At 47.1% G+C, this 19,265-nt stretch carries 23 protein-coding genes and 3 tRNA genes; 11 read left to right on the top strand and 15 right to left on the bottom strand.

The window, feature by feature from the left end; translation table 11 throughout:
• Positions 1–8: 8 nt before the first annotated feature.
• On the bottom strand, positions 9–707 hold the full coding sequence (locus tag DEU29_RS01040; RefSeq protein WP_133538335.1) for a flagellar brake domain-containing protein: 699 nt from the start codon (positions 705–707) through the stop codon (positions 9–11).
• A gap of 78 nt (positions 708–785) precedes the next feature.
• Here DEU29_RS01040 and DEU29_RS01035 point away from each other — a divergent pair, with 78 nt between their 5' ends.
• Positions 786–2,558 (top strand): M61 family metallopeptidase, encoded by a 1,773-nt coding sequence (locus tag DEU29_RS01035; protein WP_133538334.1) that lies wholly within the window; start codon positions 786–788, stop codon positions 2,556–2,558.
• Here DEU29_RS01035 and DEU29_RS01030 read toward each other — a convergent pair.
• Genes DEU29_RS01030 through DEU29_RS01020 form a run of 3 tightly spaced genes read right to left on the bottom strand, consistent with a single transcriptional unit; the run spans position 2,555 to position 4,954 of the window.
• Positions 2,555–3,403, bottom strand: coding sequence for a M23 family metallopeptidase (locus tag DEU29_RS01030; RefSeq protein WP_133538333.1), 849 nt, complete (start codon positions 3,401–3,403; stop codon positions 2,555–2,557). The genes DEU29_RS01035 and DEU29_RS01030 overlap by 4 nt on opposite strands.
• Positions 3,396–4,280, bottom strand: coding sequence for a 6-carboxytetrahydropterin synthase (locus DEU29_RS01025; RefSeq protein WP_133538332.1), 885 nt, complete (start codon positions 4,278–4,280; stop codon positions 3,396–3,398). Before DEU29_RS01025 ends, DEU29_RS01030 begins: the two co-directional genes overlap by 8 nt.
• 35 nt (positions 4,281–4,315) lie before the next feature.
• Entirely contained in the window at positions 4,316–4,954 is a 639-nt protein-coding gene (locus DEU29_RS01020) for a LysE family translocator (protein ID WP_133538331.1), read from the bottom strand.
• Between the two features lie 69 nt (positions 4,955–5,023).
• Between DEU29_RS01020 and DEU29_RS01015 the strand changes: the two genes are divergently transcribed.
• The 8 genes from DEU29_RS01015 (at position 5,024) to DEU29_RS00980 (ending at position 12,324) form a co-directional block, all read left to right on the top strand.
• Positions 5,024–5,911 (top strand): LysR family transcriptional regulator, encoded by an 888-nt coding sequence (locus DEU29_RS01015; protein WP_243734395.1) that lies wholly within the window; start codon positions 5,024–5,026, stop codon positions 5,909–5,911.
• Between the two features lie 21 nt (positions 5,912–5,932).
• Entirely contained in the window at positions 5,933–6,583 is a 651-nt protein-coding gene (gene alkB / locus DEU29_RS01010; RefSeq protein WP_133538330.1) for a DNA oxidative demethylase AlkB, read from the top strand.
• Positions 6,584–6,654: 71 nt separating this feature from the next.
• Positions 6,655–7,191: an acyloxyacyl hydrolase gene (locus DEU29_RS01005; RefSeq protein WP_133538329.1), complete on the top strand. Its 537-nt coding sequence runs from the start codon at positions 6,655–6,657 to the stop codon at positions 7,189–7,191.
• A 25-nt stretch (positions 7,192–7,216) separates the two neighbouring features.
• On the top strand, positions 7,217–8,008 hold the full coding sequence (gene dkgB / locus DEU29_RS01000; RefSeq protein ID WP_133538328.1) for a 2,5-didehydrogluconate reductase DkgB: 792 nt from the start codon (positions 7,217–7,219) through the stop codon (positions 8,006–8,008).
• A 2-nt stretch (positions 8,009–8,010) separates the two neighbouring features.
• The gene (locus DEU29_RS00995) at positions 8,011–10,437 is read left to right on the top strand and encodes a YdbH domain-containing protein (protein WP_133538327.1); all 2,427 of its coding nucleotides are present in this window, start codon (positions 8,011–8,013) and stop codon (positions 10,435–10,437) included.
• A 26-nt stretch (positions 10,438–10,463) separates the two neighbouring features.
• Positions 10,464–10,658: a YnbE family lipoprotein gene (locus DEU29_RS00990; protein WP_347813144.1), complete on the top strand. Its 195-nt coding sequence runs from the start codon at positions 10,464–10,466 to the stop codon at positions 10,656–10,658.
• A gap of 18 nt (positions 10,659–10,676) precedes the next feature.
• Positions 10,677–11,042, top strand: coding sequence for a YdbL family protein (locus DEU29_RS00985; RefSeq protein ID WP_133538326.1), 366 nt, complete (start codon positions 10,677–10,679; stop codon positions 11,040–11,042).
• A 10-nt stretch (positions 11,043–11,052) separates the two neighbouring features.
• On the top strand, positions 11,053–12,324 hold the full coding sequence (locus tag DEU29_RS00980) for an MFS transporter (RefSeq protein ID WP_133538325.1): 1,272 nt from the start codon (positions 11,053–11,055) through the stop codon (positions 12,322–12,324).
• Between the two features lie 31 nt (positions 12,325–12,355).
• On the opposite strand, the gene DEU29_RS00975 is transcribed toward DEU29_RS00980, so the two are convergent.
• The 5 genes from DEU29_RS00975 to DEU29_RS00955 all read right to left on the bottom strand — a co-directional run bounded on the left by DEU29_RS00975 (position 12,356) and on the right by DEU29_RS00955 (position 15,873).
• Positions 12,356–12,805, bottom strand: a complete 450-nt coding sequence (locus DEU29_RS00975) for an energy transducer TonB (protein ID WP_133538324.1) — start codon at positions 12,803–12,805, stop codon at positions 12,356–12,358.
• Between the two features lie 132 nt (positions 12,806–12,937).
• Complete coding sequence (locus tag DEU29_RS00970) at positions 12,938–13,279, bottom strand: hypothetical protein (protein ID WP_133538323.1); 342 nt, start codon at positions 13,277–13,279, stop codon at positions 12,938–12,940.
• 242 nt (positions 13,280–13,521) lie between these two features.
• Positions 13,522–14,676, bottom strand: a complete 1,155-nt coding sequence (locus DEU29_RS00965) for a hypothetical protein (protein ID WP_133538322.1) — start codon at positions 14,674–14,676, stop codon at positions 13,522–13,524.
• A gap of 81 nt (positions 14,677–14,757) precedes the next feature.
• Positions 14,758–15,123, bottom strand: coding sequence for a cupin domain-containing protein (locus DEU29_RS00960; protein WP_133538321.1), 366 nt, complete (start codon positions 15,121–15,123; stop codon positions 14,758–14,760).
• Between the two features lie 81 nt (positions 15,124–15,204).
• Positions 15,205–15,873 (bottom strand): hypothetical protein, encoded by a 669-nt coding sequence (locus DEU29_RS00955; protein WP_133538320.1) that lies wholly within the window; start codon positions 15,871–15,873, stop codon positions 15,205–15,207.
• Between the two features lie 211 nt (positions 15,874–16,084).
• Here DEU29_RS00955 and DEU29_RS00950 point away from each other — a divergent pair, with 211 nt between their 5' ends.
• Positions 16,085–16,459, top strand: coding sequence for a hypothetical protein (locus DEU29_RS00950; protein ID WP_166635856.1), 375 nt, complete (start codon positions 16,085–16,087; stop codon positions 16,457–16,459).
• 151 nt (positions 16,460–16,610) lie between these two features.
• On the opposite strand, the gene DEU29_RS00945 is transcribed toward DEU29_RS00950, so the two are convergent.
• Both DEU29_RS00945 and DEU29_RS00940 read right to left on the bottom strand, forming a co-directional pair.
• Positions 16,611–16,913: a hypothetical protein gene (locus DEU29_RS00945; protein WP_133538318.1), complete on the bottom strand. Its 303-nt coding sequence runs from the start codon at positions 16,911–16,913 to the stop codon at positions 16,611–16,613.
• Positions 16,913–17,494: an alpha/beta hydrolase gene (locus DEU29_RS00940; RefSeq protein WP_243734393.1), complete on the bottom strand. Its 582-nt coding sequence runs from the start codon at positions 17,492–17,494 to the stop codon at positions 16,913–16,915. Before DEU29_RS00940 ends, DEU29_RS00945 begins: the two co-directional genes overlap by 1 nt.
• Before the next feature lie 434 nt (positions 17,495–17,928).
• On the opposite strand from DEU29_RS00940, the gene DEU29_RS00935 reads away from it, so the two are divergent.
• Entirely contained in the window at positions 17,929–18,249 is a 321-nt protein-coding gene (locus tag DEU29_RS00935; RefSeq protein ID WP_133538316.1) for a DUF962 domain-containing protein, read from the top strand.
• 91 nt (positions 18,250–18,340) lie between these two features.
• Here the strand turns inward: DEU29_RS00935 and DEU29_RS00930 are convergent.
• The 4 genes from DEU29_RS00930 to pgsA all read right to left on the bottom strand — a co-directional run bounded on the left by DEU29_RS00930 (position 18,341) and on the right by pgsA (position 19,253).
• Positions 18,341–18,427: transfer RNA gene (locus DEU29_RS00930), tRNA-Leu, on the bottom strand.
• A gap of 25 nt (positions 18,428–18,452) precedes the next feature.
• Positions 18,453–18,526: transfer RNA gene (locus tag DEU29_RS00925), tRNA-Cys, on the bottom strand.
• A gap of 6 nt (positions 18,527–18,532) precedes the next feature.
• Positions 18,533–18,608: transfer RNA gene (locus DEU29_RS00920), tRNA-Gly, on the bottom strand.
• Between the two features lie 96 nt (positions 18,609–18,704).
• Positions 18,705–19,253: a CDP-diacylglycerol--glycerol-3-phosphate 3-phosphatidyltransferase gene (gene pgsA / locus DEU29_RS00915; protein ID WP_133538315.1), complete on the bottom strand. Its 549-nt coding sequence runs from the start codon at positions 19,251–19,253 to the stop codon at positions 18,705–18,707.
• Positions 19,254–19,265 lie beyond the last annotated feature (12 nt).

Below are 19,265 nucleotides of genomic sequence, written 5' to 3'. Positions count from 1 at the left end.
CTAACCCGCTATTCGCCCGAGCGGGCCAGTGCATTAATATCCACTAAACTTCCGGAAAACAGCGCGTTAATTGCGTCTTTCTGGTTGCCGTTAAACTGCATGCCCAGCTCGCACTCGCCTTCTTTGCACTTTATTTGCCGCACTATACAGCCGAGTTTTACTTCGCCATTGCCTTTTTGCTGGACAGTGAGTTGCACACGCTGGCCGCTTTCCCAATCAGGTTTTTGCGGCTCGCCTTCTTCATCAGTACTGTATTTATGTTTTAACCGGCAACCCGTTTCAGAAACATCCAAAATGACACCGTTATCGGTAAGGTCGCTACCATTATCCTCAGTCAAACGGTTAATTTCGGCTGGCAAAAATGCATCGAACCGACGCCCTTGCCTGATGACACGACTCTCGACCTGCCCCGGCCAATCCAAAAACAGCATTTTAGTCGGGTGGTTTACGACAAAGTCTATATCGGTTCTGAAGGCGCAGATTTCGCCGTTATCATTTTCCAATACAAACCTTACAATGAGCGGCACGCCTTCATGCAAATGTTCCCTCAACTCGCCATAGCGCTTGGCATCAGGCATCGCGACAATAAACCAGCGACCCTTGATAACGCCGACAAAATCGGTTTGAAACCGGGCCGGAACATTCAAGCCTGAAATCTGAATTTCGACCCGCTGTCCCACGGTTAATTGCTGTATTTTTCCCGTCATGAAGTCCTCTTATCGGGCTTTCTACGTATGCTATTATGATCGCCAGATGTCAGCATGTGTCAAGAAAAGGAGTAAACTTTGATCCATTACCATGTACGCCCGTTAGATTTAAACGGTCACTTATTTGAAGTATCACTCACGATCAAAGCCCCCGACCAGCAACAACGCTTATGGTTACCTAACTGGATACCCGGAAGTTACCTTATACGCGACTTTAGCAAACATATCATCGGGTTATATGCCGAACGCGGTAAAACGCCCGTCAAGGCCGACCAAATTAGTAAACACGAGTGGCAACTCGATACAAAAACAAATGACGAGCCCGTTACCGTTCATTATCAAGTTTACGCCTGGGATTTGTCAGTACGTTCTGCGTACCTTGACCAGCAACAAGGCTTTTTCAATAACACCAGTCTGTGTCTGGCAGTCGCCGGACAGGAGCATCAGCCAATATCACTTACCGTTAGTGCGCCAGATCAACAGCCACAATGGAAGCTTGCTACCGGTATGCCGCGAACCTCGGGCACTGCGCATGGGTTTGGTAGTTTTGAAGCGGAAAATTACGACGAACTTATCGATTATCCGTTTTTAATGGGCGATTTAACCATCGAAGAATTTATTGCCCATGGCATTAAGCACGCGCTGGTACTGAGTGGCCGTCATTACGCTGATATGTCCAGAATTACCTCTGATCTGGCACGTATCTGCGAGCACCAGATACAATTGTTCGGCGAGGCTCCGTTCAAACAATATTCCTTTTTAACAATGGTCGTCGGCGACGGTTTTGGCGGCCTGGAACACCGTAATTCAACCGCCCTGCTGTGCAGTCGTAAGAGCTTAATCAGCGCAACGCAGAACGGCATGCATGATGATTACCAAACCTTTTTAAGCCTGTGTAGCCACGAGTACTTCCACAGTTGGAATGTTAAGACATTAAAACCACAGGTATTTTTACCGTATCAGCTGGATAAAGAGTCTTACACCGAGCAACTTTGGTTCTACGAAGGCATGACATCCTATTTTGACGACTATATAACTCATGCCAGTGGTGTCATCGATAGCGAACGTTATTTAAAAGTACTGGGCGATACAATTGCCAGAGTTGAGCGAGGCGTCGGGCAATACCAGCAATCAGTGACTGAATCGAGTTATCTGGCATGGACCAAGTTTTATCAGCAGAACGAAAACGCGCCTAACAGTATTGTCAGTTATTACGCCAAAGGTGCATTGATCGCGCTAAGCCTTGACCTTACCTTACGGTTGCAAAGTGATCATCAGTTAACCCTGGCGCATGTCATGAAAGATTTATGGCATGCGTTTGGCAAAACAAGCGTGGGCACGGCTGATGATACGGTCATTGAATTTTTAAAACAGTATGACGGTATTGACGTCACTGACATGCTGCACAGTGCGTTATACGATAAAGAGTCATTACCGCTGGATACACTACTGCAAAACTTTGGGGTCAGCGTGCGGCGCCAGGTGCCGGCAGACGACAACAGCAGCAATGGTAAAACGGTTGATAAAGCGGCCTCTGTGCAGCTGGGCGCCCGTTTTAAAGGCGCAGCCACAGGCGCGGAGTTGCTAGCTGTGTATCACGATGAAGCAGCGTACCGTGCCGGACTAGCGGCCGGCGACAGAATTATTGCGATAGACCATTTGCAAGTCAGTGAAAATAACGTTACATCGCTGCTTAATCGCTTTAAGCCGGGCGATAGTGTTACCGTGCATGCATTCAGACGAGATGAGTTGTTAACGCTGACGCTAACTTTTGATGAGCCGAAGAAAACCAGTTACCACTTAAGCGTTCAACATCCCGAGCACTTAAATGGCTGGCTTGAGTGGAATTAATCCAGCGCTAACGGCTGCTGGTAAAGTGCGGGCAACAGGCTGGGATCCAGCCGCTCGTTGCCCCAGTTTACGCGCCAGTCAAGATGTGGACCGGTGGCTCGACCGGTAGCGCCGATAGTGCCGATGACATCGCCTTGTTCTATGGTGTCGCCAACGCTGACATCGACCGAGTTCAAGTGTAAATAGGTGGTATTAACCCGATAGCCGTGATCAATAATGATAGTACCACCAGAGTAAAATAAATCCGGCTCGGCCAGGGTAACAACACCCGACCAAGGTGCTTTAACCGGCGTACCCGTTGGCGCCGCAATATCCTCGCCGTAATGCGGGTTGCGTGGCTCACCATTTAAAATACGCTGCGAGCCATAATAACCACTAATACGCCCTTCTGCCGGCTTAACCAGCGGGGTTAGAAAATCATTGCGCTGCGACTTTGTCTGGCGGGCCTTCCACACTTTTGCCGCTTCGCGCTTGGTGCGTTTAACTTGTTCCGGATCCGGCGTGACCGTACGCTGAGGAACCCCATCAACACGTTCAATATTGTACTCGCGTTCGCTAAGCTGCAACGTCTGGGTGCGAGTCGCACCTTTTAATGTCACAGTGAGCTGTTGTTCCAGCTCTGCTTTGCGGGCAAAACCAATAACAAAATGGCCTTCCGGTGTTACTGTCACTGCATCGCCGTTTAGCTCAACCTTTGCCGTTGGTGCGGTTTTACCCAGCAATAAAGCCCCTTGAGTCAGCTTACCTTTTAACTGTAGCGGTACATCAGTAGTGGTTTCACCAATCGCATGGGTGGTGGCCAGCAATAAACCTGCAACCAGTGCTGTTTTTATAAACTTAAGCATAGGCAATTGCTCCCTTTCCAACGCCCTCGTAGGCACGAACCTGCACAGCTTGTTCCGCTACCGATGTTTTGATGGTATCGGCTAAATATTGCGCAATACACTCTACCGTAGAGTCTGTATCGATTAAGTAGTTCTCAGCTTTGGGTACACACAATTCAAATAAGCCTTGATCTGCCGTATAGCTGTAGCCGATATGTGTCGCCGCCGTTGCCGCCTGTTTAGCGTTGGCCGAACGCAATAATGATTTGAGGTCGGCCTGATCATCAGTTGAGCCCAGATAAATATCAGCCCAGCGATCAGACCACTGTTTTTCCAGCACCGGCTGGCGAATGTTATCAAGAAAAATCTGGATCTTAGAGCGGTGCCCGTGTGCAATACGCTGGCAATTACCGTCGTGTTTTTTTAAACCGTGGGTGTAATGGTAGTAAAAACCATCAATAGATTCGGGGCGCAGCATCAGTTTTAGCCCTTCAACATTACCGGGTAATTCGCGTTTGATCACGGCGCGCAGGTAATCCGTAACGGTTAACTCATTAACTTGCTCAGCATCAATATAGGCAAAGGCGTCAGCCGGGCAATATAAATGGATTGATTTGCCGTTAGGTCGCATAAAATCAACCCACTGCGAGCTCTCGTCGTCGTTGTAGGTAACGCTGGTGTATGCGTGCTCTGCCGGCACCACCAATTTGTGGTCGACAGAATCATCGATAATACGTTTGATTTGCTTTTTAACTCGGCCAAAATCCAGCACCATCGACTGCTCATTTAAGGCGCCATCCAGCACGATATCGACGATCCAACTCTCGCCGACAATACCGCGCTCTGGGCACAAATAGGAACAATCAATAACAGTTAAATCGTTAACAAATAATTGCATTACAACAGCTACCTACGGTCTTTTATTGCGGCGCATTATAGCACTAACTGCAGCCACTCCCATAACAAACTCAGTGATAAAGCGATTAAAATCGCTCCCATCAAACGATCAATCCAGTGGCTGAACGGCCAGAGCTTTTTGAATACTTTAGGTTGCGTCAGTAACCAGGTCAAAAACACAAACCAAGCCCCCGTAGCCAACGTTAAATACACGCCATAGCCAAGTTTAATGCTAAACGGTGTGGTTGGGCTAATCACCGTGGTAAACAAGGTTAAAAAGAACAGCGTTGCTTTTACATTAAGTCCATTGGTTAAAAAACCGACCCAGAATGCCCTACGTTTGCGCGGTAGTTTTACCGCATCAACATCATCTCCGACATTTGCGCGTGGCTTTGCGGTGATCGCACCCAAACCAATATAGCCAAGATACAGCGCCCCAATTGCCAGCAGTGTTAAATAAACCCAGTCATTCTGATGAATGATTACTGCGACCCCAACCAACGAGTAAGCCACATGAATAATGATGCCGGTGGCGATGCCCGCCGCAACCGAATAGCCAGCTTTGCGCCCAAAACTCAGCGCGTAACGCGACACCACGGCAAAGTCAGGACCCGGGCTTGCGACGGCAAACAAATGCACCAGGGCAATGGTTAAAAACTCTGTCCAGTATGACAAGACTTGCGACTCCGTATCAGTTGGTTTACTTTAAGTTAATACTGATTAGTTTTTAATAAAGAGAAAATGATGTCCAGAAAAGCCGCTCCCTCGCTTAATGCACTGCGCGTGTTCGATGTTGCAGCGCGTTGCCAAAGCTTTAAACAAGCAGCTCAACAACTGGGGGTAACCCAGGCCGCCGTGACTCGACAAATTCAGGCATTGGAAAAACAGCTGGAAATGACGCTATTCCATCGCGATAATCGCGTCCATGCGCTGACACCGGCCGGATTAGAGCTTGCTCCGCAACTGGAATCAATTTTTAAGCAGCTCGACCAAACTCTCGAGCGAGCCAAACATTTGAGTGATAATAACACGACCACCCTGACTGTCGCTATTGCCACTGCACGCATACGGTTTTGGCTAAATCAGCAGTTGGACGACTTTCAGTCACTCTACCCACACGTACAACTTAATTTTGTTACCTGCAGCGATGTGCCTGATGCAGAACAAACAGCGCAATTAGCAGCGCGCCTCAGCCACGACAGTGTCGATTTAGTTATTGCAGCAGCCACGTTGCGTGACAAAAATATCAGCTCACAAACTCTGGGTGAAGTCGAGCTGGTTCCCGTTTCTGCAGAGGCCGAGCCCACACGACTATGGCAACTACCCTGGTTAATTAACAAAGATAACGTTAGCCACCAACGTTTTTTGAAAGAGCACACAACAGAGCTCAAACAAACCCACTTAGTGCACTGTGATGACACCTTGATGGCACTGGAATTGCTACAGTCACAGCCGCGCGTCACCCTCATCGACAAGCGATATGCGCAATCTCCGCAATTTCCGGCGCTACAGGTATTTAACGCGTTTGCACAACCGGTAAAACCCAATTTAGCCGTCTTTTATCGTAAACGCCGTCAACAGTCGGTTGCGTTGGTTGCCTTTACGCAATGGCTGCAATTGATCAGCAAATAAGCCTTTCGCGTAGTTTTTGTTATGCAGCATGATTTATTTTCACAAACTGTTGATGATGCTCGTGAACCTTTTCAGTTCAGTGAGGCCGGATTCCACCTGCCGGCATGGTTAGCCGCCGATGCTCCACGATTGATTGACAGCGTGCGTCAGTGCGTGCGGGTATCGCCGTTACGGCATTTCACCACTCCCGGTGGCAAGTCGATGTCAGTGCTGAGTAGTAACTGCGGTGATTATGGTTGGGTAGCTGACACGCGGGGTTACCGCTATGCCCAAGTCGATCCGGTCACAGAAAAACCTTGGCCGGCAATGCCCAATGAATTAAGGCAGCGTGCGATTAGTGCAGCTAGACACTGTGGTTTTACCGACTTTAGGCCGGATGTGTGTCTGATAAATGTCTACAAACCCGGAGCCGCCATGGGTCTCCATCAAGATAAAGACGAAAGCGACTTCGGCCAGCCTATCGTTTCATTCTCGTTTGGTTTACCCGTAACCTTTTTTTGGGGCGGTTTAAAACGTGGCGGCAGCCCTCTAAAAATTCCTCTGCAACACGGTGATGTATTGGTTTGGGGTCGAGAGGATCGGTTGCGCTATCATGGCATTAAAAAGCTCGCTGACGGGCACCATCCACTCACCGGAAATGTCCGGATAAATCTAACTTTTAGAATGAGTTAATCGAAAAACCCTCATTTACATACATTCACACATGTATGATAATTCGTTTTTTCAAGATTATGGAGTACTTGATGAAACGTTCATTGTTAACCGTAAGCTTGGTATCGCTGATACCAATGCTCACCACTAGTCAGCCCGCTTTGAGCAGCGAAATACACATTGGCGCAGCCTATTCGGCGGACCAACTGCGCGGTGCGCGAATTGGTTATCGTACCGAAGCCAAAAACTACGACTGGCTAGACTGGGCGGGCTCTCCGACATTAGCCTTTGAAGGTGCGCTAAATCAATGGCAGAACAGCAACGACACTGCTGATAATATCTTTGCGATGACGCTGTCACCTATCGTCAGTTGGCAACTCACCGAATCGTCACAGCCCCTTTTTATTGAAGCAGGCATTGGCGGTAGCTATATTGATCAAACACACATCGGCAATCGTCGTCTATCGACACGGTTTCAGTTCGAAGATCGTATTGGGTTGTCGTGGCAGTACAATGCCGAATCTGATGCACGGGTATCGATACAATACACGCATTATTCGAACGCTGACATTGAGCAACCCAATGATGGATTGGACTTTTTTTCGATTTATTGGGTACTACCCTTATGACATGGAACGAAAATAAGGAGTTTTTATGATCCCGAATTTTGGTATGGGAACCTTTCGTTTAAGTGGTTCTTCGTTGACTGACTTAGTCAGCGAAGCCATTGAGATGGGTTATTCGCAAATCGATACAGCACAGTTTTACGATAACGAGGCCGATGTCGGTAAGGCGCTCAGCCAGACGCAATCTGACAATGTGTTTGTGACCACCAAAGTCTGGTACGAAAGTTTAAAATATCAGCAGGTTCTGGACAGTTTGAAAACAAGTTCTGACAAGTTACAGCGTGATTGCATTGATTTAGCGCTTATACACTGGCCTTCTCCTAATGACGAGGTGCCGCTGGAAGAAACTCTGGATGCATTGGCAGAGGCGCGTGAACGCGGCCTGATTAAACATTTTGGTGTATCCAACTTCACCGTAGACTTGTTGCAGCGAGCCGTCGATCACGCGGGCGCCGAGAACATCATGACCAACCAGATAGAAGTGCATCCGTTTATGCAAAACCGCAAGGTCACTGAAGCTTGCGAAAAACTGGGGGTAAAGGTAACCGCCTATTTGCCTCTGGCCAAGGGGGCTGTGATGGATAACAGTACGCTAAAACGTATTGCGGTTGAACATGATGCTAGCGCCGCACAGGTCGCGTTAGCATGGGAGCTGCATAAAGGCTATGTAGCGATACCGTCAACCACCAAGGTCTCGCATTTGCGCAGTAATTACGAAGCGCAAAAATTGCGTTTAACCGACGAGAATATGGCGGATATCGATGCGCTCGATGAGCGTGACCGCCTGATTGATCCTGACTTTGCCCCCCACTGGGATTAATCATGCACCGCTGGCGTCATATTTGGCGTCCGCTTACCGACATCGGCAGCGCTTTACTGACGCTGTCGATGTTTATACTGTTGGCTCTGTGGTTGGCGCCAACCTTTGCGGATAAATGGCTCGCCAATAATGGCGTAACTGACTGGCACATTAAGGTCGGCCACATTAGTGCCGAGCAACTCCTTATCGATGAGTTGCAATTGACCTATCAACAAGACGCCACATCGAGTAATACGTCCGATACGCACGAATTGACCATTAGCGATATAGCCAATTACAAACTACCCTCCTGGTTACCCTCACAGATAGTCATTAATCAATTTGAAGTAACGCTTAACAATATTGACGGCGTTGAACAAATTGTCGGTGGTTTACGCATTGATACGCGTGAGCCTGCAGTCACGGTATCACTTAAACGCCCTGCTAACGCCACGCTTGAGGTATCGCGAAAAGCTGAAAGCATTAGTGCAAAGCTTTCACATGCCATCACTAATGCCCAGTTAAACTACGATTCAGTTACCGGCGATTTCGATTTAAACGCCAGCGTTCTATTAAGCAAAGAGCATGTTAACCGCTGGAGCAAAGGGTATGTGAGCCACAGCTTGTCTGTACTTGCTTCTGTTAACGGTAGCCTACCTGCAAAAACTCCGGTTGACGATCCGCGGGCGCTGTTACGACAAGTCAATGCCGATACAAAGATACAACTAGACGAACCACTGTCAATTAAACACCCGAAATTAGCCGCAGCAGTAATGGGTAGCGCAACATTTGCAGTCGATAGCGGCATTCTGAACCATTATCGACTCGACCTATCCGGGCTGCTTACCCCAACGCAGGACATTCCCATGGAGCTCGGCGATATCAACTGGCAACTGCAAAGCTCTGATCGCCTGGCAGTAGATATATTAATGCCGAGCAAGGCTCTGCAGAAAACCCGTTGGCCTTTGGTGGTCAATGTTAACGCAGGCGAGAATAGCGATGATATTGATAAGTTGAGCGTAAAAGTTGACGGTAGCGTCCGCCAACAAGCCGGTCATTTTTTAGCAGCGGAGTTTCCCAACACAGACATTCGCTATGATCGAATTCAATTGCCACAATTCAGTGAAAAGCAGCCGAAAATCACAGCAAAAGAAGGCTATTTTAACGCTGACATAGCCTTTTACGGCGGTACAGCTGAGTTAAAGTTAAATAATGAATTTTCGTCACATTTAACAACTCAAATGGTATCTTTTGATGCATATATAGGCAACTTCAATGCTATTATCGACACCAGTAAACCACTAAGTTCCAATATCGATTTTTCGCTTAATATTAGAGAACTTAGCGCAAATAAAAGACTTTTTGCCGATATTGATAACATTTACCATCCAGTTTTAAGTCAGCAAGTTAGTTATAACGATTGGCACGCCACTATCGACGGCGACATTCTCTTTGGTGATGGTATTTCAGTTAGTCACAACACCCAAATTGATGAAAATTTGCAGCTGTCATCGACCATTTCAGCCAACGTTGAAAGCCTGGCCGCAAGTTCTACGCAACGCCGGTTAAAACCTATTCTCAGCCAGTTTGCACCGCTACTGACTTTATCTAACGGCAACATCCAGAGTCAGGCGGTTATGCACGCGGATCTTAAAACATCGGATTGGGGAGTGACGGATGGGAAGCTAACCATCAAGGATGTGGACGGGATATACGACACGCTAGCAATTGCAGACCTGGATATTGATGCGAATTTTAGCCTGACGCCTGCTAACTTATCATTAACGCAAGCATCGCTTGAGTTAGGCAGTATTCAGCAAGGTTTTAGTGTCGGCCCTATGGGCGCCAATTTTACGGCACAAATTCCGTTAGATAATATTGCAGGAAGTCAGGTAACGCTCCAGCAGCACCGTATTAGAGCCTTTGGTGGCAACGTCACCCTACCCAATCAGTCCTATCAATTGAGCCAGGATTTACCTATACCCATTGTGTTTGAGCGGTTAAATCTCGGGGAACTGATGCGCCAATATCCAACTGATAAAATCGCTATTGATGGCGAGGTGTCCGGAACTATTCCGCTAGGCTGGAACTCAGAACGATTAACGGTTGAGCGTGGCTATGTAAATGCGGTAGCGCCCGGTGGCAAGTTACAGGTCGACTCCTCCGCCCTGCGGTCAGCGGTCGGCGGCAATCCCAGCTTGCAAACACTCGCCAGCGTGTTAGAAAACTTCTATTATCAAGAGCTTGCCAGTGTTATTGATTACGATGAGAATGGCGACCTGACGCTGGGGTTAGAATTAACCGGTTACAACCCGGCAGTGGAAAATGGACGTACCGTTAAACTGAATATTACCTTGCAAGAGGACTTGCCCGCTCTAATCCAGGGGCTACAGTTAAGTAATAGTGTGAGTGACGTCATTCGTCAGCGAATACAACAGCGTGTTAATTAGCATGCACCGCAACATCAGGGGATGATATGAAATATCTAGCGCCTATCAGTATGGCATTTACAGCGCTTCTGCTGTTATCTGCTTGCACACCAACGGTTCAGGTTGCCGCTCCAAAAGAGCCAATCACCATTAACCTTAACGTTAAAATCGAGCATGAAATTTACGTCAAAGTCGACAGAGCGCTCGACGATGTGATTTCTGAATCCAGCGGTCTGTTTTAATTAACAAAGGATTGTCTTATGAAAAAGTTCTTAGTCAGCACATTTATCGCCCTACTTACGTTATCAAGCGTCACTATATCGACAGCCAGCCATGCGCAGCAAATGACCTTGCAGCAGGCCATGGACCAATTACAACAAGCCAAAGCTAACGGCTGGGTAGGCGAGCAGCCAAATGGCTATCTGGGCGTTGTTGAACAAACCGCGACCGCACAACAGATCGCCGAAAGAATTAATGAGGCACGTCGTCAGGAATATACTCGCATAGCCGAAGAAAACGATATTGCCGTTGCCGATGTTGAATTACTGGCAGGCAAACGCGCTATCGAACGCAGCGCATCCGGTCATTTCATTAAAGTTGATGGTCAGTGGCGGAAAAAGCCGTAGAGGGCCATCAATGACCCAGATATCAGGCATGCGCTTTGCCACCGTCGGTGCCATATTGATTGCTATCAGTTTTGGCTTGGCGCGTTTTGCCTTTGGCTTGTTCGTGCCGCAAATTCGGGATGCGTTGGAACTTAGTGCAAATCTTATTGGTATTATCGCAGCGCTGCCGCTCATCAGCTTTGTCATCGTAAGTCTTGTTGCACCGCTAATTACTAAATACTTTGGCGCACGCAATACCACGGTGTTATCCGCTGCTTTTGCGGCCTTTGGGTTGGTTCTAATCAGTCAGGCCATTGGCCCTATTTCACTTGGCTTAGGCGCCCTCGCCTGCGGTATCTCGACCGGTCTGATGATGCCGGCGTTAACCTCAGCCATGCAGGCACTTGTTGATCGCTCGATTCATGGCCGCGTTAGCTCGGTAATGAATGCCGGCACCAGTATTGGTGTCGCCCTGTCAGGCCCAGCCGTATTGTTCTTTATGAATTCCTGGCGTTATGCTTACTTTGCATTCGCGTTATTAGCCATTGTTGGTGTTTTTCTAGCCTGGTTTCTAATCCCGTCAGTTTCTCGAGTCACCCCATCTAATGCCGCACCGCCGGGAAAAATTACGGCACAACGAGCAGTGCGCCTGTTCAAACTATTTGTTTTTGCTTTTGCGATGGGATTTGTGGCCGCCGCATACTGGACGTTTGGTCCGGATCTAGTCACCCAATTAGGCGCGTTAGCGCCGGGACAAAGTGGCTGGCTATGGTTGGCCGTCGGTGTGGCTGGTTTAGGCGGCGCGATTATCAGCGACATCGCAGATCGCAATAACCCGGCAATTACACATGCATTGATGTTGATGATGTTAACCACTAGCCTGACGCTACTAGCTGCTAGTCCCGATCAAATTTATCTTGCCGTGTTTTCGGCGTTAGTGTTTGGCTTAGCCTATATGAGTTTGACCGGCCTTTACTTAATGACGGGCATTCGGTTACTACCCGGGCGGCTGTCATTGGGACCGGTCTTACCCTTCGTGGCCTGTGCGCTTGGTCAGGCAATAGGTTCGCCGGTTATCGGTTTTCTAGTGAGTGAATTTGGCTACGCTGCAAGTTTTTCGATATTTGCCACCATCGGTATTTTTGCCAGCTTGTTATCGCCGTTTTACCCAGTCCATATCAAAGACGATACGCAAGTGCCAGAGGAAGAAACCGGCCTGCAAGCCGCCTTCGATTATCAGCTACGGGATGATGAGGGGGAGCCTCTGCCAACGCGGGCAGAGGCCAGTGAGTTAGATCGGTAGCAGCTAACTCCCCGTTATTTTAACGTGAGTATCAGGAGTTTTCTTCGTCTTTGCAGTTGGCGTCATATTTAGGGTCCGGTCCACTGTCTTCTACAGTAAAGTAAAGCTGAACATGGGTTAATACCGGTATGCGTTCGCTGTTTTCCGGTGCCGCTTCATAAGTCCACTTCATCAACGCAGCTGCGGCATAATCGTCGAACACACCCTGCGGGTAAGAGGACTCAACCCTATAGCCTTCAACTGTTCCATCCGAACCAATACCAAAAATTAAATCGACACAGCCGTTAACGCGATTTCTTGCTGCTTCCGGCGGATACATTGGCCCAACACGATTTTTGACTTGCCAATATTGTTCGACTTCATCAGCGTCTTCTTCTGCGGTCAAGTTTAGAAACTGGTTAGCGGGAATCGTTTCTTCTTCGGTCGATGCGCAGCTCACAATAAAAAACGACAGTGTAGCTGCTATAAGGGCTTGTTTCATAGGATGCTGTTAGCCTTTTTAACGTCTGTATATGCAATTCATACTATGCACGAAGTTTGTGGTGTGTTGCAAATAAATTAGACAACCTGCAATCAGCGTCCGTATAAGTGAGCGACAAAAATAGCCAGTTGTCTAACGCCCAGTTCGGTTATCGAATATTCGCCTGGTCTGCATAACCCTTTGCCGCCCCGGAAACAATTTGGATGCAATCACATCAGCCCATAGTGTAATAACAGCCAATAACACCGGCACAGCCACGTCAAAAATACTGTCTAACGGCCCCGACGTGCTTTCTTTGTCGTTGGCATATGAACTAATAAGCTCTATTCCGAAATAAAAAAGACAAAATACAGCAATGCAAGAGAGCGCTCCCAGAGGGTATTTAAGCCCAATAAGCCGATTGGCCAGGACAACACTGCCAATAAGTGCGATGGGCGCAACGATACGAAGCATATCTGTAAAAAGTTCTGACATTGTCCAATCCTTAGCTTGTCTAAACTTACCTCTTATTAGCTATATCAGCTTGCTACGGATAAGCAAAAGATAAAAAAACGTATAAATGATCTGTTCAAGCTGCCTGATATCGCTGGTGCATGACAACCACCTCCTGGCCCCGGCTATTACCGTTTTTGCTCTCGTTCGAAGTGCTAGCAATCAGTTGGGCAGGTGCCCAGTCAAATAATCAAAAAAAGCAGTACAGGCCGCTATATACGACGTTATTTCTTCCTTAAATTAATGCGTTTGTCCCACAGCAAGTTTCCGTCAAGATCGTGCAGTGTGACGTGGTAACTGCCGCTATTAAGATACAACGGTAACTTTTGTCCTGCTTCGGACAACACCCGATCGGCAGGAAACTCCGTCTCAGGATGGTAAGCCTGTAAAATGACACTCGCATTTTCAGGCCATTTATCGATATTTGGTAAATACGGTTCGCCCAATAATTGACGAAAGTAACTGGGGTCATCGGCAGGAGCCATAGGAAGACGCAGTTGAATATCGACATTCTGCACCGATCCCACATTGATGATATTGTCATCATGCCGGTACGCATAGGTGGCCAGAGGATCTTTGTTCCTCCCCTCAAACGAGCAGGCTGTGGTATCAATGCTCAAAGTCTCATAGCCATAACGGTTATTAAGAAAATCCCCCATAACACGGTAAGGCTCTAGGTTAGGACCGGTTAACGGCGCTTCTGCGATGTGCCCCCACCCCGCAAAGATCAAAAACCTGGCATCGGCTGGCGCATCATCAATGCGGGAGACAATGTTTTCCGCTTGCTGTTTATCACGAAATTCAAAGCGTTCTACGAAACCTGCACCTTTCGGCGCCGGTGTCTCTGCCTCATAACCAAACACATTTAAACCAAGCTTCGTCGCCTCTTGAACCAAATTCGACATCATAGGTTCTTGAATGTAGAAAGCTTCCGTTTGTTTTGCATCGGGTTCAAAAGCCTCAAAACCAACGTGAGTGATTCCCTGCGCCTTGAGCCATGGCAGCCAACTTAGCGCAACTGCGCGCGCGGCGGGGTTAAAATGGTTCTCGTTAATCATCACAATCTTTTGATCCGCCAACAATTCTTCCGCCAATCCCTTGCCTGACACTTTTTCAAACTCAGGCTCAACGTTACAATAACCTGCCTTTGAGAAACGCTGGATCATATTGTGAGCTTTATCCGGACGTCCCATATTCACATAAATCTGAGCCAGTGTTTGCGGTTGGTCAGAAAACTCAGCAAGTATTGTACTAACCTCACCATTTCGTAACATTTTGGGAATGGCATCAAACATGTTTTCCTGAGCTTGCAAAGTGCTTACCGATAATGACAGCGCCAGACTTAAAAATGGGATTATTTTTTTAATTGTTAGCTCCATCGTTAACCTTTGCAGAAACTTAAAAGCAAACACTCAGTGAGCGTCTCGTTTTAATGAATCGATTGATTACTATACCCTACATCAAATCCAAACGTCATTCTCCGCCGTCTTGCTGTCATTTTCATCACCGGTATTGACCACACCCCGGGGTTCAATCAGCAGCACCTGGGCTTCTTCCTTCGCATACGGCTTATGTTCAACCCCCTTCGGCACGACGTACATTTCACCTTCGCACAGCTCGACATAACCATCTCTGAAATCGATGCGCAACCGCCCCGCCAGAACAATAAACGTTTCATCGGTGTCCTTATGGTCATGCCAAACAAAATCACCCTGCAGTTTAACCACTTTAAACTGATAATCGTTCATCTCGGCAATCACTTTCGGCGACCATTGTTCGCTAAACAGGCTCAGTTTCTCTTTGAAGTTTATCGGTTTATGCGGCATGGGGTTCCTTTTGTATTTAGGCGGGTTTGTGCCAAGACCGGACGTTCGGTTAACTGAATAGAGGAGACACAGTCAAAGGGTTTATTTTGCGCTTTCATTGATAGGTTCATAATTTATCGTAACTACGTCATTAGCTTTAACCTTTAGTGTTTCTAAAACTTCATGAGCTATTTGGCAAATACACGCCATTATAGGTGGGGGAAATGGCTTACCTGCCTCACCATCTCCAATAATCCAGCCTAACGAATTATTACGAGATAAATCCATATATTGCTCATCAAGTTCAGGATCGACGTGTGCACCACCGTCGGTGTCGGCGACATGAAGGACTAATTCTCTCCGGTTAAAAAAACGCCCCTTCTCATCTCTTATAACTTTATTATTCCACCACTTTTCAAAAGGTAGCCACCGTGCTGGAATTGGGCTGCCGCCAACAGCGCAAGTGGGCAAATACTGATTATTTGCCCCTATTCGCATTACACATAAAGGATTTTCAGTCAAAAGGTTTCTTGTGTTCAAGTCTCCAGCGGTGTCTAGATGCCTTTTTGAGCGAAGCCCAAGTTGTTCAAGTAGAGCCTTTGATTGACGATGGTGGTGGAGAAGTTTACGCAAACTTAGTGCGATGTGTTTACCAATAGGCTGTAAGCCATTATCAAAAGCCTCGCAGGCATGAATCAACAGCTCAATCTGTTCTTTGAGCTCATTTACTATATCAGCTCTGGGGCGCTTTACTCGTTTTTTCCGTGCCATTTAATATCTCCTTGTTAAAGAGAATACTACCATGCAAAACGGTGTTCGGGTTTAGTCTGTCACCAAACCCAGAGGTAAGTTTGCAATGACTGGCGGCAATTCACTTCCTAATAAAAGGGAGGTAATTCGCTTTACGCCACATATTTTAGTATAAAAGATGTCGAGAGGTCTCAGGCCTTACCAGTTATTTGCAAAAGGGATATTTAGCGGAATGAAAAGGAAGTTATTAGCCTTTGTTTTTCTTATCATCGGTCTTCAATATGCTGCTCTGGCATCCGAGGCAGCAACCCAACCAAACATTTCAGAGTTGGAGCAAAAAGTTAGTATTCTTCAGTCAAAAGTGAGAAGTTTGGAATATGCACAAAACAAAACTGAGACAGCCGTCTCAAAGCTACAAAAGGCTATAAATAAAAATGGCCTTGCCATCTTATTATTTGCCTTTTTCTGTGCATGGTGGGCAAAAACAACTGGGCGGAGTGCTTTGGGATGGTTTTTATTAGGGCTACTTTTTCACGTGTTTACAGGAATCGCACTTTTAATAAAAACCGAGCGCAACACATTGCAAAATAAGGCAGCCGATCACTAACATGTGGGTTCCCGTCACCTCGTTCCGTATTTTGCCCGTTTTTTTTGGGGCGTTGAACTTCTGATGTTTGTCGCAAGCTTAACTTTAAAGGTAGACAAACCAATGTCTGGCTATCGCTCATAGCGGACTAGCGGCTTCATTATCAATAGTCCTAGGTAGCACGAAGTAGCTTCTTAGCAAGACCAACACACAGCATTGCCATGGCCGTAACGACAAAGAACTGCCCAAACATTTGAAGCGCGAACTTGGGCCAAAAATTAATTTCTTCGGTGAAAAGAGGATGCCAAACGTATATCAACGTTAAGCTCCCCGGGAAGAGCAGCACCTTGGTGCCGGGCATAGGGCCACCGAGAACGTCGTATAAATTCCAACTCAACGCAAAGGTTACTGCGCCAATAATGACTGAGATTAATCCTGCCCATACAGCAATAGTTCGCGTTTTAGTCTTCATCATTAATCACCTCGACAGCCGGTGCCATTCAGAAAATTAGCGATTGCGTGAGCAATTTCTTCTTTAAGCCATTTGGGGCCATAATCCGTCATGTCGTTGTGACGAGACTCTGGTATTTCTGTGACGCAAATACCGTATTCTTTTGCCTCACTCCTTGTGGGCAATACGCCGTCGTCAGCCGGGAAATCGCTACCTCGAATTGAGAGGACACTGACATCGTTTCTTCGCGGAAGCGGAACGCGCCGATGATCAAGTGTGATCACGGTGTCGATGTAGTCCTTGCCGTCATTTGCAAGCCAGGAAGAAATATCCCCACCATTTGAGTGACCAATAAGCAGCACATCATTGAAGTTATATCTCTTATAAGTAGATGCCAAATTGTGTCTAACAAAGTCGAGTGTTTCGGCGCCTCTCATCCAGTTCTCGCTTCGCGTTTCGTACAAATTACCCGATACGGACAGCGGAGGATCGCTCTCTAACTCATGCCCAATAGCAACCACCATGTAACCGAGATCGTTTAGTTGCTTGGACAGAAAGGTGTATTGTGTATGTGACACGCCATAGCCTGCGCTAAGTAATGCCACCGGGCATTTCTGAGTCTCATCGCAATTTTGTTTGAGGTTAGGGTACGAGGCCTCTATCGGAATATATCGGTCCCTCGATTTATCGTAAATCTTGTCGCCTGCGAAGCTAAAAGTACTAAACAGTAAACTTGCGAATAATATGACGCGTTTCAAAGTTATCATCCTTTATGATTTGATTCTGGCGATTATCGACTGTACGGTTGCTGACTTTACTACGGCTGGTTAAAAAGATCTTCGCTTCGCTAATAACTAACAGACTTCTTCCCGGTTAAAATATTGAATCGAACCCGTAAATTCGAAGGCGTATTTGTTTGAGTCATGCTGCCTCATCTTCTGCGAGTTATCGATAATAGTTCAGGACTCAGCAATTTATGTGTCTTCTCATTGAATAAATTGCTAGGCTAACGAATAAACTGTGTCGATGAGGGGCTAAAATGGGTAGCGTAGCCGATAAAAAGTCATTTAATAGTTTTAAGGAATTTTACCCTTATTACTTGCAAGAGCATAAAAACAAAATCTGCCGCCGCTTGCATTTTGCCGGCAGTTTAGTGGTTCTCGCGATTCTGTTTTATGCCCTGTTCAGCGGCAACTATGTTTACCTCTGGCTCATGCCGGTGGCGGGCTATGGCTTTGCCTGGGTCGGCCACTACTTTTTTGAACATAACCGTCCAGCAACCTTCACCCATCCTTTTTACAGCTTGCTGGGCGACTGGGTGATGTTTAAAGATATTTTGCTTCGGAAGGTGCCATGGTAGTAGGTTTTACTTGCGTCACGACGCAAGCTATTGATTTTGAAATAATCGGAGCTTACTCTTGCGCTGAAAGCGCAAGCTACTGATTCGGAATTGGTGCCCGGGGCCGGACTTGAACCGGCACGAAGTTACCTTCGAGGGATTTTAAATCCCTTGTGTCTACCAATTCCACCACCCGGGCACTACATAGAAGTGTTCTCGAATAATGGAGGCGGGTCCCGGAGTCGAACCGAGATCCACGGATTTGCAATCCGCTGCATAGCCATTCTGCCAACCCGCCGATGTTTGGAGCGGGAAACGAGATTCGAACTCGCGACCCCAACCTTGGCAAGGTTGTGCTCTACCAGCTGAGCTATTCCCGCACCGTCATCTGCCGTGGCATTCTACTGTCTATTCGGTTTCAGTCAACGACTTTTTGCTATTTTTGTGACTGTTTGGCTAAATTTACGACAAAGCAGTTAATTCTTAGTCAATTCACTGCCGGCTGAGCGTAAATATTCCCACATTGACCACACCGTTAACACAAACGAAACGATGAATAAGAACAGCGCAAGCCAAAAGATATAAATATTTGCGTTCCAAAGCAACCCGATCAACGCCACCATTTGCGCAATTGTTTTTAATTTACCCAAATTGGATACGGCCACTTTGCCGCGACTGCCCCGTTGTGCCATCCACTCGCGCAATGCACTAACAATTAATTCGCGACAAATCATGGTCAGCGCCGGGATGGTAATATACCAGGCATTAAAATCTTCCACGACAACGACTAGCGCGGCAACCACCATGGCTTTATCGGCAACCGGGTCTAAAAACTCGCCAAACTCGGTATATTGATTAAATTGGCGTGCTACAAAACCATCCAGTGCATCGGTTACCGCAGCCAGCAAAAAAATAAACGCTGACCAGAAGCGGGCTTCTTCAAACGGTAAATAAAAGATGATCAAGAAGACCGGGATCAGGACAATTCTAAAACTGGTTAAAATGTTCGGGATATTCCACTTCATTATCCGCCATTT

It is taken from the genome of Idiomarina aquatica (assembly GCF_004362895.1).
In the GTDB taxonomy this organism is placed as follows: domain Bacteria; phylum Pseudomonadota; class Gammaproteobacteria; order Enterobacterales; family Alteromonadaceae; genus Idiomarina.
The sequence above is the reverse complement of the archived record's forward strand: the minus strand, read 5'-3'. Positions and strand labels throughout refer to the sequence as shown.